The organism is Staphylococcus coagulans, assembly GCF_002901995.1.
In the GTDB taxonomy this organism is placed as follows: domain Bacteria; phylum Bacillota; class Bacilli; order Staphylococcales; family Staphylococcaceae; genus Staphylococcus; species Staphylococcus coagulans.
This window is the reverse complement of record NZ_PPQN01000071.1, coordinates 1-15,029: the sequence shown is the minus strand read 5'-3', so window position 1 is coordinate 15,029 and position 15,029 is coordinate 1. Positions and strand designations below refer to the sequence as shown.

General features: G+C 36.4%; 18 protein-coding genes. 14 read left to right on the top strand and 4 right to left on the bottom strand.

Annotated elements, in window-relative coordinates; translation table 11 throughout:
* The first annotated feature begins 100 nt into the window (after nt 1-100).
* The 3 genes from CD118_RS11005 to CD118_RS10995 all read left to right on the top strand — a co-directional run bounded on the left by CD118_RS11005 (nt 101) and on the right by CD118_RS10995 (nt 3,331).
* Complete coding sequence (locus CD118_RS11005) at nt 101-787, top strand: CPBP family intramembrane glutamic endopeptidase (RefSeq protein ID WP_103356708.1); 687 nt, start codon at nt 101-103, stop codon at nt 785-787.
* Between the two features lie 425 nt (nt 788-1,212).
* A complete protein-coding gene (locus tag CD118_RS11000; protein WP_060830198.1) occupies nt 1,213-2,211 on the top strand; it encodes a CNNM domain-containing protein in 999 nt (332 codons plus the stop codon).
* A 49-nt stretch (nt 2,212-2,260) separates the two neighbouring features.
* The gene (locus tag CD118_RS10995; RefSeq protein WP_060830197.1) at nt 2,261-3,331 is read left to right on the top strand and encodes an NAD(P)H-dependent flavin oxidoreductase; all 1,071 of its coding nucleotides are present in this window, start codon (nt 2,261-2,263) and stop codon (nt 3,329-3,331) included.
* 17 nt (nt 3,332-3,348) lie between these two features.
* Here CD118_RS10995 and CD118_RS10990 read toward each other — a convergent pair whose 3' ends face one another.
* A complete protein-coding gene (locus CD118_RS10990) occupies nt 3,349-4,044 on the bottom strand; it encodes an alpha/beta hydrolase (RefSeq protein ID WP_060830196.1) in 696 nt (231 codons plus the stop codon).
* Nucleotides 4,045-4,225: 181 nt separating this feature from the next.
* On the opposite strand from CD118_RS10990, the gene CD118_RS10985 reads away from it, so the two are divergent.
* The 5 genes from CD118_RS10985 to CD118_RS10965 all read left to right on the top strand — a co-directional run bounded on the left by CD118_RS10985 (nt 4,226) and on the right by CD118_RS10965 (nt 8,635).
* Nucleotides 4,226-5,074: a DUF72 domain-containing protein gene (locus tag CD118_RS10985; protein ID WP_103356707.1), complete on the top strand. Its 849-nt coding sequence runs from the start codon at nt 4,226-4,228 to the stop codon at nt 5,072-5,074.
* Between the two features lie 15 nt (nt 5,075-5,089).
* A complete protein-coding gene (locus CD118_RS10980; protein WP_050331493.1) occupies nt 5,090-5,914 on the top strand; it encodes a sulfite exporter TauE/SafE family protein in 825 nt (274 codons plus the stop codon).
* 14 nt (nt 5,915-5,928) lie between these two features.
* Nucleotides 5,929-7,248, top strand: a complete 1,320-nt coding sequence (locus CD118_RS10975; RefSeq protein ID WP_103356706.1) for a bifunctional metallophosphatase/5'-nucleotidase — start codon at nt 5,929-5,931, stop codon at nt 7,246-7,248.
* 85 nt (nt 7,249-7,333) lie between these two features.
* On the top strand, nt 7,334-8,251 hold the full coding sequence (gene lipA, locus CD118_RS10970; RefSeq protein WP_016424591.1) for a lipoyl synthase: 918 nt from the start codon (nt 7,334-7,336) through the stop codon (nt 8,249-8,251).
* Between the two features lie 18 nt (nt 8,252-8,269).
* On the top strand, nt 8,270-8,635 hold the full coding sequence (locus tag CD118_RS10965) for a YutD family protein (RefSeq protein WP_060830194.1): 366 nt from the start codon (nt 8,270-8,272) through the stop codon (nt 8,633-8,635).
* Nucleotides 8,636-9,056: 421 nt separating this feature from the next.
* Here the strand turns inward: CD118_RS10965 and CD118_RS10960 are convergent, their stop codons facing one another.
* Nucleotides 9,057-9,323, bottom strand: coding sequence for a DUF3055 domain-containing protein (locus tag CD118_RS10960; protein WP_016424593.1), 267 nt, complete (start codon nt 9,321-9,323; stop codon nt 9,057-9,059).
* Nucleotides 9,324-9,423: 100 nt separating this feature from the next.
* On the opposite strand from CD118_RS10960, the gene CD118_RS10955 reads away from it, so the two are divergent.
* From CD118_RS10955 to CD118_RS10945, 3 genes are read left to right on the top strand one after another with little or no spacing between them, the layout of a single operon-like run.
* Nucleotides 9,424-9,858: a DUF86 domain-containing protein gene (locus tag CD118_RS10955; protein ID WP_016424594.1), complete on the top strand. Its 435-nt coding sequence runs from the start codon at nt 9,424-9,426 to the stop codon at nt 9,856-9,858.
* Nucleotides 9,859-10,644 (top strand): TIGR01457 family HAD-type hydrolase, encoded by a 786-nt coding sequence (locus tag CD118_RS10950; RefSeq protein WP_060830193.1) that lies wholly within the window; start codon nt 9,859-9,861, stop codon nt 10,642-10,644.
* Between the two features lie 6 nt (nt 10,645-10,650).
* The gene (locus CD118_RS10945) at nt 10,651-11,622 is read left to right on the top strand and encodes a 2-hydroxyacid dehydrogenase (protein WP_103356705.1); all 972 of its coding nucleotides are present in this window, start codon (nt 10,651-10,653) and stop codon (nt 11,620-11,622) included.
* A gap of 336 nt (nt 11,623-11,958) precedes the next feature.
* Here CD118_RS10945 and CD118_RS10940 read toward each other — a convergent pair whose 3' ends face one another.
* Nucleotides 11,959-12,201 (bottom strand): NifU family protein, encoded by a 243-nt coding sequence (locus tag CD118_RS10940; RefSeq protein ID WP_016424597.1) that lies wholly within the window; start codon nt 12,199-12,201, stop codon nt 11,959-11,961.
* Between the two features lie 101 nt (nt 12,202-12,302).
* On the opposite strand from CD118_RS10940, the gene CD118_RS10935 reads away from it, so the two are divergent.
* A complete protein-coding gene (locus CD118_RS10935) occupies nt 12,303-12,632 on the top strand; it encodes a YuzD family protein (protein WP_050331489.1) in 330 nt (109 codons plus the stop codon).
* A 212-nt stretch (nt 12,633-12,844) separates the two neighbouring features.
* On the opposite strand, the gene CD118_RS10930 is transcribed toward CD118_RS10935, so the two are convergent.
* Nucleotides 12,845-13,909: an NAD(P)/FAD-dependent oxidoreductase gene (locus tag CD118_RS10930; protein ID WP_103356704.1), complete on the bottom strand. Its 1,065-nt coding sequence runs from the start codon at nt 13,907-13,909 to the stop codon at nt 12,845-12,847.
* Nucleotides 13,910-14,190: 281 nt separating this feature from the next.
* Here CD118_RS10930 and CD118_RS10925 point away from each other — a divergent pair, with 281 nt between their 5' ends.
* Together CD118_RS10925 and CD118_RS10920 are read left to right on the top strand one after the other, a co-directional pair.
* Nucleotides 14,191-14,427 carry a YuzB family protein gene (locus tag CD118_RS10925; protein ID WP_016424600.1) on the top strand — a complete coding sequence of 79 codons (237 nt, stop codon included), beginning with the start codon at nt 14,191-14,193 and terminating at the stop codon, nt 14,425-14,427.
* Nucleotides 14,428-14,440: 13 nt separating this feature from the next.
* The gene (locus tag CD118_RS10920; protein ID WP_016424601.1) at nt 14,441-14,800 is read left to right on the top strand and encodes a HesB/IscA family protein; all 360 of its coding nucleotides are present in this window, start codon (nt 14,441-14,443) and stop codon (nt 14,798-14,800) included.
* The last annotated feature ends 229 nt before the right edge of the window (nt 14,801-15,029 follow it).

The window sequence follows — 15,029 nt, the reverse complement described above, 5'->3', positions numbered from 1 at the left end:
CACGTTAGAGACTATCCTTTTTTAATAGCTATCATTTATATATTGTATAATATTGGGCTAAATGCTATGCTTGTAAAAATCTGTATAATAGGAGGTACTTATGTCAAATCTTACAATAAGGCGCCAGAAAATAAGATATCAAGATTTTATATTATTTCCACTTTTTGTTTTGCTTCAATATTTTTCTCCTATATTAGCTGAGCAATACTTGCCAAATATGTTATCTACGGTGATGAATTATCATTTAACCCCTGAAATGCAGGCACTATTATTCAATATTATTATGTTTACAGCACAACTGATTATTATTCTACTCTTCATTTTTTTAAAAAGAGATTCAATTTTCAAACATTTTCAACAAAGCTGGATGGAATTACATTTTTATATTAAGAAAATCATTTTTGTTTACATCATTTGGAGTGCTTTTATTTTGATTTATCAAAAAGTAGCCCCACTTGCAATATTGGATACCCAAAATTATATTTTTATACTGAGCTTATTAACTATAGGTGGACTGACGCCAATTGTCGAAGAAATACTCTTTCGTCATTTACTTATCGGCGAATTAGGGAAGAAATGGGGCTACTTAACAATGTCTTGTGTGTCTATCTTATTATTTGGTATTGCACATTTTTTACATTTTCAATCTATTTGGACATTCTTACCTTTTATTTTAGGAGGTATTACACTTACTTATGTATATTTAACATCAAATCGAAACCTTCTTGTTGTGATTGCATTGCACATGCTTATTAATACAGTATCGCATATTTTAAATTCAATTTAACAAGAATAAAGTTTTGTTCTGCTCATATGGAACAATTTATGAAGTAACTTAATCAATGTCTGCAAAACATACTATGAAAATCAATGTTCGTTGTTTTAATTGTCCTTTTTGAAATGTTACTGCGAAGCGTTAACATGCTTGCTTTAAAATGTTATGAGATGCAATTGCATATGCCTAATTATTAAGGGTATAAACTTAGTAATCTTTTTGTCAGTAGTTAACTTGCAATTTAAATGCGCATCATAGACAATAAAGTTAATATGATTTTATGATTTAAAATTTTACGATTTTAAGATGATTTTAAAGGTGGAAAGTTCAACTATAAAACACTGTAGGCCGAGTTTATCGTCGTTTTCGATGAATGCTTAAATGACTGGGCTAGAGGCTTGTTGGCTTTTACTGAAAATTAGAGGGGGAACCGATTAATGATCATTGCGATCATTTTATTAATTTTTGTATCTTGTTTCTTTTCAGGAAGTGAAACTGCACTCACTGCAGCAAACAGGGTCAAACTCAAATCTGAAGCGGACCATAACAATAAAAAGTCCGCAAACTTATTAAAGCTTTTAGATAAACCGAGTGCGTTTATTACGACCATATTGATTGGTAATAATATCGCAAATATTTTATTACCGACGTTGGTGACGATATTGGCGGTTGATTTAGGGTTAAACGTCGGGATTGCTTCGGCGATCTTAACTATAGTGATTATTGTTTTTGCGGAAGTGATCCCGAAATCAATAGCTGCCACATTTCCAGATCCGATTGCTCGACTTGTCTTTCCTATTATTCGCTTTTTTGTCATTATATTAAAGCCAATTACCATTGTTTTAAATGCGATAACAGATGGAATTAATCGCTTATTATCTCGCGGTCAAGAGAACCAAGGTATGTCTAAAGAAGAAGTGCGTACAATGGTTTCTATTGCGGGGACTGAGGGTGCCTTTAATGAGATGGAGCGTAATCGTATCCAAGGCGTCATGAACTTTGACCGTTTGAAAGTGAACGATATTAACAATACGCCTCGTGTGAATGTGACTTCGTTATCTGTAGAAAATGATTATGATGAAGTGTATGACATTGTCACTAATCACCCATATACGCGCTACCCGGTTTATGAAGGCGACATCGATCATGTTGTAGGGGTATTTCATTCAAAATATTTACTTGCATGGAGTAAAAAACCTGAAAAGTCAGTTTTAGATTTCTGTTCAGAGCCACTATTTGTTTATGAGCATAATCGTGCAGAATGGGTACTCAGAAAAATGACCGTTACGCGAAAACATATGGCGATTGTGTTAGATGAATATGGAGGCACAGATGCAATTGTCACGCATGAAGATTTGATTGAAGAAATGCTAGGTATGGAAATTGAAGATGAAATGGATCGTGAAGAAAGCAATAAATTGAATCAAGTTCGCTAATCCGATTAACGATTGTCTTCATTGTTCTCAAATACAAGGGGAGATTTTGATGTGGTATCAAACCGAATTGACACGGCGACTTCGATTAAAATATCCAATCATACAAGCAGGGATGGCGGGTTCAACAACACCAGAGCTTGTCGCAGAAGTATCTCGAAATGGGGGATTGGGCACGATAGGCGCAGGTTATTTCTCACCTGAAGATTTAGCCGCTTCTATTAAACAGGTTAAAGCGCGGACGTCAAAACCATTCGCAGTTAATCTATTTGTTCCTGAAACTTTTTCATACACCGAAGAAGCTGTTGAACGCATGAATACTTTTTTAAAGCCCTATCAACAAAGTTTAAATCTATCACCTGCCATAGTTGGCGAACATAGTGAAGCGCAATTTGAAGCAATGATTGATATCATTGTAAACTTGCAAGTTCCTGTATGTCGCTTTACTTTTGGTATTCCATCAAAAGCGATGATACAGCGACTGAAAAAGGCGAATATTTTTTTAATTGGCAATGCAACGACAGTTGAAGAGGCCATTGCTGTAGAAGAAGCGGGACTTGATTTTGTAGTAGCTCAAGGAAGCGAAGCAGGTGGTCATCGAGGTACATTTAAAAAAGAGGCGATACAGTCGATGATTGGCACAATGGCATTAGTTCCTCAAGTTGTTGATCACGTTTCTATTCCAGTCATTGCAGCAGGTGGTATTATGGATGGACGAGGTTGGATAGCGAGTCTCGCGTTAGGTGCAAATGCTGTTCAATTGGGGACAGCTTTCTTAACAACAAAAGAGAGCCAGGCCAAGTCAATTCAAAAGCGCATGATTTTTGAGAGCGACGAAACAGATACCATTGTCACAAAAGTTTTAAGTGGTAAGGCTGCAAGGGGCATTAAAAATAAAATTATAGAGAATTTGGAACAAAGAGGAGTAGACGTATTACCTTATCCGATACAAAATGATTTAACAAAACAAATTCGTGCCACTGCGGCGAAAAGCGGTCAATCAGAGTGGATACATGTTTGGAGTGGCCAAGGTGTTCGTTTAGCAAAAGATGATGATGTGAATACTCTTTTTAAACAATTATTAAATCAAGCCCAACAACAAATTGACAAGTTCAACTTGTAATGGGCTTGTTTCTTTATCTATGAGGCACGATGAGAGAGCCATTCTAACAACATATTTTGATGTGTCGCTGTTGGATTAATACAGTCTAAATGATCTAAATAAGGCAATGCATAAAGTGTCATATAATGCCCGTATTTATAATTTTTTTGTACATAAGATAATGTCGTGTCTATATGCACAGAAGTATCATTAAATCCGTGAATGATTAATGTTTCCACATCAATTGGCGTTTGCGTCAGCGGTGAGGCTTCTCGTAGTGTATGTGTAGCAGAAGTATTAAAATATTCAGCTACAGCATCTTGACCTAAATGTTGATGCAATGTGTAAAGTATATCGGTGACAGGGGCAAGAGCGACGATTTGATTGAATAAATCAGCTTGAAGGAGCGCAAGTTGTCCACCCACAGAATGGCCTATACCAATGACTTGTGTTGGTGCGTAGTTTGAATCTTTAAAATGTGAGACAGCTTGTGCAACATCTTCAGTTGGACAAGGCCAAGGGTGCTCTGAGCCACGACGGTATTCGATATTGACGACTGAATAGCCTGCATCAATAAAAAAATCGATATAAGGATCCATCATTGATTTGCTATATTTTTGGCGCCAATATCCCCCGTGAATAAGCACAATCCATGCATTGAATTGAGCCTGTTGGTTTTCATAGACATCGTAGTGCTGATCTTCATGTGTGCCATATTCGATTTGTTCAACCATGATTGAAGCTCCTTTTATTGTGAGATTATTTTCTTCACTTATACCCTGCTTTAGTATCAGTCAACCGTAAAGATAGCTGTGAGGCGCGTTAATAACTCAGTTTGATCAGAAGATGATATTGTTCAAGTGATTAAAAGGCAAGTCCCAATATTGATATGATAAAATAAATACGGTGATAAAAATGATAGAAATTGGTCTAACAGGGTGGGGCGATCACGACACCCTGTATGAAGATTTACAAAGAAAATCAGATAAATTAAAAACGTATGCAAGTCATTTTCCAGTTGTTGAATTAGATGCTTCATATTATGCAATTCAACCTGAACATAATATTTTAAAATGGATTAGAGAGACGCCTGAACGGTTTAAGTTTGTTGTGAAAATTCATCAAGCATTAACGCTTCATGCTGATTATCATGATTTTGCGGATTCGATTGCGCAGTTATTCAATGATTTTCGATTAATGATTGAACCGCTTGTTGAAGCACAAAAACTAGCGATGGTGTTAGTCCAATTTCCACCGTGGTTTGATTGCTCTACAAAGAACATTCAATACATTCGTTATGTACGTGAGCAGTTGAAGCAGTTTCCTGTATGTATAGAATTTCGACATCAGTCTTGGTTTAAAGGCGACATGAAAGAGCATACGCTTGCCTTTTTAACGGAACATCAATTCATACATTCAGTATGTGATGAGCCTCAAGTGGGTGACGGCAGTGTTCCTTTTGTGAATCGAATTACGCATCAAACGGCATTAGTTCGATTTCATGGGCGAAATCAATACGGGTGGACTAAAAAAGATATGTCTGATCAAGAATGGCGTGATGTACGCTATCTTTACGATTATTCTGAAACGGAACTTCAACAATTAGCTGACAAAATTAAGTTATTAGATCATAAAGCAGAGCAAGTCTATGTTGTTTTTAACAATAATTCAGGTGGACACGCCGCAAATAATGCAAAATACTTTCAGAAATTATTAGGGATAGACTACGAAGGACTTGCCCCGCAACAACTTAAATTATTTTAAAGGGAGGTTGTAATTATGAGTATGATTATTCTCATATTAGTTGGTTTTCTCTCCGCTATTATCGGTTCACTCGTTGGAATCGGTGGTGGTATTATTATTGTCCCTACACTCATTTACTTTGGTGTCACCATGAATGTTTTAGATGGGATTACGCCTCAAACTGCAATTGGGACATCCTCAATTATTCTCATTGCGACCGGTCTTTCTTCAACGATTGGTTATTTGAAACAAAAACAAGTTGATATCAAAAATGGCTTTTTATTTTTAATTGGTATTATTCCTGGTGCGTTAATCGGTGCGTATTTAAGCCAATATTTAACAATCCATTCATTCAATTTATATTTTGGGATCTTTTTAATTGTAGTAGCAATAATGTTAATGATACGCCATCGCATTCCGCCAATCAAAGCATTTCAACAAGAACGTTATATGAAATCTTTTACTGATGCGCATGGAGAACATTATCGCTATGGTGTGGTGCCTTCCATCGCTATTATCGCTTCATTCGTCATTGGTTTAACAGCAGGGTTATTTGGCATTGGTGGGGGGGCATTGATGACACCGCTCATGTTGCTCGTCTTTAGATTTCCACCTCACGTGGCTGTGGGTACGAGTATGATGATGATATTTTTCTCAAGTTTAACAGGTTCAATAGGTCATATCGTTCTTGGTCATGTCTTATGGGGATACAGTATTATCCTAATCATTTCCAGTTGGATTGGTGCACAGATAGGTGTAAAATTAAATAAAACCGTCAAGTCTGACACAGTCGTATTGATTCTACGACTTGTCATGTTAGCATTAGGCGTATATTTAATTATACGTTCATTCTTTAATTAAAGTGAGGCGATATTATGCGTTTAACGATTTATCATACAAATGATATTCACAGTCATTTGCATGCCTATACACGTATTACAGCATACCTCCAAGCAACGCGACCAACTTTAACGCATGCTTCACGTTACGTCGATATTGGGGACCATGTCGATTTATCACTTCCTGTGACAGAAGGCACATTAGGTAAGCGTAATATTGAATTATTAAATGAAGCAGGTTGTGATGTGGCGACAATAGGAAATAATGAAGGCATGACGATTTCTCATGAAGCGCTTAACACGTTATATGACGATGCAACATTTAAAGTGACTTGTACGAACGTATTAGATGAATCAGGCAATTATCCACGGCATTTTTTGTCGTCTTATATTGAAGAAATAGAAGGCGTTCGTATTATGTATGTGGCCGCAACAGCCGCTTTCACGCCGTTCTATCGTGCATTGGATTGGATTGTCACTGATCCATTTGATGCGATTAAAAAAGAAATAGACACTAAAAAAGGACAATATGATGTTTTGATTGTACTCAGCCATGTCGGCATCTTTTTTGACGAAAAACTATGCGAAGCGATTCCAGAAATTGATGTCATTTTTGGTGCACACACACATCACTATTTTGAACATGGGCAAGTTGAAAATGGGGTATTAATGGCTGCAGCAGGCAAGTATGGCCATTTTCTTGGAGAGGTGACGCTTGATATTGAGAATCGAAAAGTTGTCTCTAAACAAGCGATTTTACACCCATTAGATACGTTACCTGAAGTGGAAACGCATTTTGAAGAAGAAGGCCGCGCATTATTAGATCAACCGATTGTGACAAAGAGAATGACATTGCCTCGAGCTATGAATTATATTACGCAAACAAGTTATTTACTTGCACAAAGTGTCCATGAATTTACAGACGCCGATTGTACAATGATTAATGCAGGGCTAGTCGTAAAAGGCTATGAAAATAAGTATTTAACAGAATATGATGTGCATCAAATGTTGCCACATCCGATTAACGCGGTTCGAGTGAAACTCACAGGTGCGCAGTTAAAAGAAGTGCTGTTGAAAGCGCGAGAACAGGCCTATATGTATGAACACGCACAGGGATTAGGTTTTCGCGGCGATATTTTTGGAGGCTATATTTTATATGATGCTGGGTTTATCGCATCTAGTGAGCGCTATTTTGTTAAAGGTGTAGAGATTGATGATGATGAAATATATACGTTAGGTACGGTAGATATGTATACATTTGGGCGTTATTTCCCAATGTTGAAAGATGCAGAAATCACGTATTTAATGCCTGAATTTTTAAGAGACATCTTTAAAGATAAATTATTGGCAATATAAATAATAAGCCTCGTACATTTTAATTTTGTGTGAAGTTCGTTATAATGTATTGAGACCTATAAATTACGGGAGGTTATCCGCTGTTATGGCTACTAAAAATGAAGAAATTTTACGTAAACCGGATTGGTTAAAGATAAAGTTAAACACGAACGAAAATTATACAGGACTTAAAAAAATGATGCGCGAAAAAAACTTACATACCGTTTGTGAGGAAGCTAAATGTCCTAATATTCATGAATGTTGGGGAGAACGTCGTACGGCGACATTTATGATTTTAGGTGCGGTATGTACGCGTGCTTGTCGTTTCTGTGCTGTTAAGACAGGTTTACCGAATGAGTTGGACTTAGGTGAACCGGAACGTGTTGCACAATCAGTAGAAACAATGAATTTAAAACATGTCGTTATTACTGCTGTTGCACGTGATGATTTGAAAGACGCTGGTTCTAATGTATACGCTGAAACCGTACGTAAAGTGCGTGAACGAAATCCATTTACGACAATTGAAATTTTACCATCTGATATGGGTGGTGATTATGAAGCGTTAGAAACTTTAATGGCTTCAAAACCTGATATTTTAAATCATAATATTGAAACAGTACGACGTTTAACACCAAGAGTACGTGCTCGTGCAACGTATGATCGTACTTTAGAATTTTTACGTCGTTCTAAAGAATTACAACCAGATATTCCAACAAAATCAAGTATTATGGTGGGATTAGGAGAAACAATTGAAGAGTTGCACGAAACAATGGACGATTTACGTGCCAATGGTGTTGATATTTTAACAATTGGACAATATTTACAACCTTCTCGTAAGCACTTAAAAGTACAAAAATATTATACACCTTTAGAGTTTGGTAAATTGCGTAAAGTAGCTATGGAAAAAGGTTTCAAACATTGTCAAGCAGGACCATTAGTACGTAGTTCATATCATGCAGATGAACAAGTTAATGAAGCAGCGAAACAAAAACAACAGCTTGGTGACCAACAACTTAAAATATAAAATCCAGGTGATAGCAACATGATAAAAGTAGGAAATCACTATTTTGAATTAATTGAGTCTTATAAAGATGGATTTAACGAAGATGATTTTATCTCGAGATATTCTGAGATTCTAGATAAATATGATTTTATCGTAGGCGATTACGGTTATGAGCAACTAAGACTTAAAGGGTTTTATCATGATTCATACAAAAAGGCAGACTTTAATAAGCGTTTTTCAACGATACAAGATTATTTATATGAATATTGTAACTTTGGTTGTGCTTATTTTATTGTACGTCGTTTGTCGAAGCGCGAAGCTGAAGCGCAATTGGGGCATGAAGGGGCACCTTCAGAAGAGAACAAGCTGAAAGATGTTAAAATTCAGCCAACAATTCAAGACTAATACCATTTTATGATTAGCGTGTAAAAATAGAGAGATAAGCGGATAGACACGCAAAGGTCAGAAGATGTTTGGGCTTGGTTGTGTATGTCTTGGTAAAAACTATGCACAGCCTGAGTCATCCCTTATCAGGTGAGGCGAAATTTTAGCCTGTATACAAAAAGGAAGGTTGGGATGGAAATCCCAAAATAAATAGCGCTCAGATGATTTTTAATAGAAAATCGTCTGGGCGCTTCCTTTTTGTAGTAAAACTTTCTATTGAATGACTTCGTGTCAGCCTGTAGTCTTCGGCTCATCTTGTTCCCTCAAGTGTCTCATCATCCATACTTCGTTTATGCGTGTCATGACTCACTGTGATAGTTAAAAATAATCACATTCGCATTATTTAATTTATATCAACGGAAATCTAAATGAACGATGAACTTTATTGAATCACTTCATTTAAATAAGCAGTAATTTCGTCTGCTTCTTCATCACTGACACCTAATATATAGGAAATGTAGCCTTCCTCTTCTAAATCATCAGTTCCAATAATGCCAAATTTATTTGTCTGTGTATTTAAAACCAAAGTTTTCCCATAATGACGATCTGTTTGAATCAACACGAGATCATAGCGACTATGTTCGCCAACAAAGCCAACGAATCTAATCTGAGAAGGCTCAACATCATCATATAAAAACATATCTATCATCTTGTATACTCCTTTAAAATCATACTATGCCAAGTATAGCGATAAATGAAGTTGCATGCAAAATTGTGATATGATAGAGAAGAATAGGGGTGACATAAAAGTGTATTTCGTTGACAAAACACAATTAGAAACTAAACTCAAATATTTAGACCAATTAACCCAAGATTATCCAGAAGTGAAATCCAATTCATACGCATTTGAGCGTGTGGCACAAATGTTGATTGAGTCATCTGTTGACATCGGCAATATGATTATCGATGGCTTTATATTAAGAGACCCTGGAAATTACAAAGATGTGATTGACATTTTAGAACTTGAAGGTGCGATTTCTAAAGAGACTCAAAATATCTTACACGAAACGATTGATGTGAGACGTCAGTTTGTTCATTATTATGACAAGCTCGATGCGACACAGTTAGTACCTTTATTTGATAAAGCCGTGCCGTATTATCAACAATTTATTAAAGAAATTGTCCAGTTTTTAGAAAATGAAAATGTACCAGTGACAGCATTTGGTAAAGGAGAGAAAGCGTGAATGAAAGCTTATAAAGGCTATTTAATCGACTTAGACGGAACAATGTATAAAGGCAGCCAAAAAATTGAAGGTGCTGCGGAATTTATTGATTATTTGAATCAAAATGATATTCCGCATATTTATGTGACGAATAATTCTACAAAAGCACCTGTAGATGTTGTCGATAAGTTAGCGAGTTTTGATATTTCAGCTCAACCACAAGAAGTTGTGACCTCTGCAATGGCGACTGCGGATTATATTAGTGGAGAACATCCAGGCGCTACAGTGTATATGCTAGGTGGAACAGGCTTAGCAACGGCTTTAGAGGAGAGTGGACTTCATTTGAAAGATGATATTCATGTGGACTACGTGGTTATCGGTTTAGATGAAGCGGTCAATTATGAAAAATTAACAAAAGCGACATTAGCTGTTCAAAATGGTGCAACATTCATTTCAACTAACCCAGACCCGTCTATCCCTAAAGAACAAGGTTTTTTGCCGGGAAATGGTTCGATTACAAGTGTGGTGACTGTCTCCTCTAAACAGACACCGATTTTCATTGGGAAACCTGAAACGCCTATAATGGAAAAAGCACTTGAAATGTTGCAGTTAGATAAAAGTGAAGTGGCCATGATTGGCGATCTTTATGATACAGACATTATGTCAGGCATTCATGTAGGTATGGATACCATTCACGTCCAAACAGGTGTAACTTCAAAAGAAGAGGCAATGAATCGAGAAACACCGCCTACATATAGTGTGAAAGATTTAAATGAATTGCGTGAAAATCTTATAAAAAGCGAGTGATCATTCATGGAGAAAATTTTAGTCACTAGACGTATTCCTCAAAAGTTTTTAGAAAGATTAGAAGCATTAGGTGAAGTTGAGATGTGGGATCATGAATTAACACCTATGCCTCGTGAACAGTTTGTGGAAGCGGCGAAAGATAAAACGGCCCTACTCGTAACATTAAGTGAACGTATCGATGCGACTCTTTTTGAAGCAGCGCCAAAATTAAAGGTTGTAGCGAATATGGCTGTCGGTTATGACAACATTGATCTTCAAATAGCTGAGCAAAGTCATGTGCAGGTTGCTAATACTCCAGGCGTTTTAACTGAAACGACTGCTGAATTAGGTTTTGCTTTAATGATGGCTACTTCAAGACGAATTGTCGAAGCAGAAAAATATGTGCAACAAGGTCAATGGGAAAGTTGGGGTCCCTACTTGCTTGCAGGAAAAGATATTTACCAATCTAAAGTGGGCATTTTTGGCATGGGCGAAATTGGGCGTGCCTTTGCGAGAAGGCTTAAAGGCTTTAATGCAGATATTTTATATCATAATCGCTCAAGAAATATGAAAGCGGAACATGAGTTGGGTGCTTTTTATACCTCATTTGATACATTAATTAAAGAAAGTGATTTCGTCATTTGTACAGCGCCTTCTACGCCTGAAACGCAAAACACGTTTAATAAAGAAGTGTTTAAAAATATGCGAAATGATGCCATTTTCATAAATATCGGTCGCGGGGACTTAGTCGTTGAAGAAGATTTAGTGGAAGCGATAGAAAATGGTGAGATTGCGGGTTGTGGATTGGATGTAGTACGTGATGAACCGATTCGTACGGATCATCCACTATTAAAATATCCAAATGTGGTCGTGACACCTCATATTGGTAGTGCGTCAGTCTTAACAAGAGACCAAATGATTCAAACTTGTATTTTAAATATTGAAGATGTCGCTCAAGGTCTTTTAGCGCGGAATCAAGTTGTCACTAATACGCATTAATTTTAAAGTATCTACAAAGAAGTTGAGCACGAAAAACTTATCCATTCGATATACCTTTTAAATATTAAACTTGATGCGGACAAGTCAATTCAATGTCCATTTAGTTTTTGTCATTATGAATTAAATGATACGACAGTAATTTATTTTTAACTATAATCGTGCGTTATGATATGCATAAACAAAGTGATATCATACGAAGCTTTATCATAAAAAAGTAGCGCTAAGATAATTTTCTATTAAAAAATCATCTTAGCGCTATTTATTTTGGGATTTCTATCCCAGCCTCTATTCCCTTTTATATCCCGTTAACAATCTAATTCTATATTGAGTTTATGATTAGAATACTTGTTCAACCTCTACAACACCAGGTACTTCTTCTATTAAAGCACGCTCGATTCCAGCTTTTAGTGTGATGGTACTACTTGGGCAAGTCCCACATGCACCGAGTAATTGAAGTTTTACGATACCATCTTCAACGTCGACAAGTTCACAGTCCCCCCCGTCACGTAATAAGAATGGACGTAGTTTCTCAATCACTTCTGCAACTTGATCGTACATTGTCGCATTTTCAGTTGGCATGGATAATGCCTCCTTTCAAGTTAAATGGTTCTATTTGAGCTTATTTTTTTATTATAATAGAAGTAGAACAAAAAATCTATTGAATCAATTAGGGGGTATACATGAGAAAAGTGAGTGTGGTTGTCTATGGCGCGGATGTTATTTGTGCAAGTTGTGTGAATGCACCAAGTTCTGAAAATACGTATGATTGGTTGAAAACATTATTACCTAGGAAATATCCAAATATTGATTTTGAGTATACTTATATTGATATTGAAAAAACAACTGAAAACCTAACAGATCATGATGTGCAGTTCATTGAACAAATTCAAGAAGATGAATTGTTTTATCCTCTTGTGACAATGAACGATGAATACGTAGCTGATGGATATATTCAGCTTAAACCGATTAAACGTTTTGTCGAACAACATTTTGATGTCACTGCAGAATGAAAAAAGCGTCAACGAAGCGTTAGAAATTAAAATTGACATGTTGTGGTAGGGTGATAAGTAAAGTTTGTAGGTTTATGGTGACACATACAATGGATTTAACGAGAAATGAATGTTAGCCTGTTTCTAAATATTTAAGCGGTACAGCGTCAAAAATTCGACGTCTGTACCGCTTCATTTTAGTTTTGTAACATGAATAGAAAAAGCGTTGAGGATTAACCATTATGGTGCTTATACAGCCATAGCACACCGGATTTTAGTATTGATGCAAGGCGACCCGTGACCGTTGTATCCATCAAATAAGCAAAGCCTTTTTTCTCTCCTAGCGAACCTAAAAAGCCTGGAATTTTAATTTCTGGCATCTTATTAGGTAACGGTTTGCCAGCCCATTGCGTCTTTAAGACCATCGCAATTTGATCTGCTTGTACTTCAGCGAGTTGAGCGCTCGGTGCGTGCGGTAGATTTGCGCAATCTCCAACAACATAAACGTTTGAATATGTAGGAATTTGATGATACTGATTGACCATAACGCGATTGCTACGGCTGAGGTCAACTGGTAAATTCCTTACGATTTCAACAGGTTGTATGCCAGCTGTCCAAACAATTAAGTCATGTTTGTTTTCGGTTTCTTTATTGTAAAGGATGCCCGGTTCAACTTTAACAATATCTGAATTCGGGACGACTGTAACATCGTTTTCTTCAAACCATTTTTTTACGTAATTACTTAGTTTTTCCGGAAATTGATTAAGGATACGTTCGCCACGGTCGTATAAATAAATTTTTAAATCGCTACGACTCTCTCTCAATGCACTTGCTAATTCAATACCACTCAGTCCCGCACCGACAATACCCACTTGAGCATTAGAAGGGAGTTCACTAATATCGTGGTATGTTTTTCTAGCCTTTTGCAGTGTTTGAATACTATAAGTATAAGCTTTAGCCCCAGGCACATTATGATATTTGTCTTCACAACCTAAGCCAATGACAAGTTCATCATAATCTACCTTGTTTTGTCCTACTGAAATAATTTGATTATCTAAATCGATATCTGTAATTTCGCCATAGACTGTATTGGTTCTGTCGTGATGTGGAAAATTAACACGTACCTCTTTGTCAGACTTTGATCCAGCTGCTAATGCATAGAACTCGGTTTTAAGTCCGTGGTAAGGCATGCGGTCGATTAACGTAATATGATAATCTTCTGGAAGCGCATCAGGTAGAATTTTAGACATGATACGCATATTACCGTAACCGCCACCTAACAAAACTAAATTCTTCATTTTTGAATACCCCTTTAGAGATGAAATTTACTATTCACACATTAAACATTTACCCCTTATGATCAATGCGGATAGTTGCATAAAATCCTACTTTCTTAATACTAATTATATCTTTTTTTCGAAAACCATACAAACATACTCAAAGTAAAATAATTGTAAAATTTCAATTATATATTGATTGTATTCAATAGAAACAGGATGAGGGAAGATGAGCGACTCCATAGAAGAAAAGGTTAAAGTTTGTTATAATGACATCACTAAAAAATAGAAGAGGGTGTAAAATGAATCCGATTGTCGAATTCTGTATTTCCAATATGGCAAGAGGCTCAGAATCAGTGTATCAAACGTTAGAGAACGATCCGAATGTTGACGTTCTTGATTATGGATGTTTACAAAATTGTGGCATTTGTTCATCTGGTCTTTATGCGCTCGTCAATGGAGATATGGTAGAGGGTGACACACCTGATGATTTATTACAGAATATATATGCACATATAGAAGAAACATGGATTTTTTAAGGGAGGCTTTGCTATGGCTACAGTAAATTTAACAGAAGCAGCAGCTTATGAAGTGAAAGATATGTTAGAACAAAATGATATGCCAGAAGGTTATTTAAAAGTTAAGGTTCAAGGGGGCGGTTGTACAGGCCTCACATATGGAATGACTGCTGAACCAGAACCAGGCGAAAATGATGAAGTTTTAGAATTTTTTGGGCTAAAAGTCCTTGTGGATAAAGCGGATGCCCCAATATTGAATGGCACAACAATCGACTTCAAACAATCATTAATGGGCGGTGGCTTCCAAATTGATAATCCGAATGCTATTGCTTCATGTGGCTGTGGAAGCTCATTCAGAACAGCACAAGTTGCAGGCACACCTGAGGATTGTTAATCAGGAGTTTTTGAGAATGTGATTATAGTAGTAGGTATCGAGTTTGTCTTTTAACAAATCCGATACCTACTTTTTTAGTTGTCATTTATAAATACTTATACTTTCGTTTATACTGTAGCTAAAAAGTCTCATTTAAGTGAGATTATGTATTGTATATTTGTGCACTTATAATATGTAATATAGGAAAACTAAAGGGGTTGGAATTATGAAAGCCTCATGGATAGCTTGG

Coding starts and splice junctions, on each gene's coding strand:
- CD118_RS10950 (WP_060830193.1), top strand. CDS start 9,859: ATGAAAGCTTATAAAGGCTATTTAATCGACTTAGACGGAACAATGTAT.
- CD118_RS10935 (WP_050331489.1), top strand. CDS start 12,303: ATGAGAAAAGTGAGTGTGGTTGTCTATGGCGCGGATGTTATTTGTGCA.
- CD118_RS11005 (WP_103356708.1), top strand. CDS start 101: ATGTCAAATCTTACAATAAGGCGCCAGAAAATAAGATATCAAGATTTT.
- CD118_RS10925 (WP_016424600.1), top strand. CDS start 14,191: ATGAATCCGATTGTCGAATTCTGTATTTCCAATATGGCAAGAGGCTCA.
- CD118_RS10945 (WP_103356705.1), top strand. CDS start 10,651: ATGGAGAAAATTTTAGTCACTAGACGTATTCCTCAAAAGTTTTTAGAA.
- CD118_RS10920 (WP_016424601.1), top strand. CDS start 14,441: ATGGCTACAGTAAATTTAACAGAAGCAGCAGCTTATGAAGTGAAAGAT.
- CD118_RS10995 (WP_060830197.1), top strand. CDS start 2,261: ATGTGGTATCAAACCGAATTGACACGGCGACTTCGATTAAAATATCCA.
- CD118_RS10975 (WP_103356706.1), top strand. CDS start 5,929: ATGCGTTTAACGATTTATCATACAAATGATATTCACAGTCATTTGCAT.
- lipA (WP_016424591.1), top strand. CDS start 7,334: ATGGCTACTAAAAATGAAGAAATTTTACGTAAACCGGATTGGTTAAAG.
- CD118_RS10985 (WP_103356707.1), top strand. CDS start 4,226: ATGATAGAAATTGGTCTAACAGGGTGGGGCGATCACGACACCCTGTAT.
- CD118_RS11000 (WP_060830198.1), top strand. CDS start 1,213: ATGATCATTGCGATCATTTTATTAATTTTTGTATCTTGTTTCTTTTCA.
- CD118_RS10990 (WP_060830196.1), bottom strand. CDS start 4,044: ATGGTTGAACAAATCGAATATGGCACACATGAAGATCAGCACTACGAT.
- CD118_RS10965 (WP_060830194.1), top strand. CDS start 8,270: ATGATAAAAGTAGGAAATCACTATTTTGAATTAATTGAGTCTTATAAA.
- CD118_RS10940 (WP_016424597.1), bottom strand. CDS start 12,201: ATGCCAACTGAAAATGCGACAATGTACGATCAAGTTGCAGAAGTGATT.
- CD118_RS10980 (WP_050331493.1), top strand. CDS start 5,090: ATGAGTATGATTATTCTCATATTAGTTGGTTTTCTCTCCGCTATTATC.
- CD118_RS10930 (WP_103356704.1), bottom strand. CDS start 13,909: ATGAAGAATTTAGTTTTGTTAGGTGGCGGTTACGGTAATATGCGTATC.
- CD118_RS10960 (WP_016424593.1), bottom strand. CDS start 9,323: ATGATAGATATGTTTTTATATGATGATGTTGAGCCTTCTCAGATTAGA.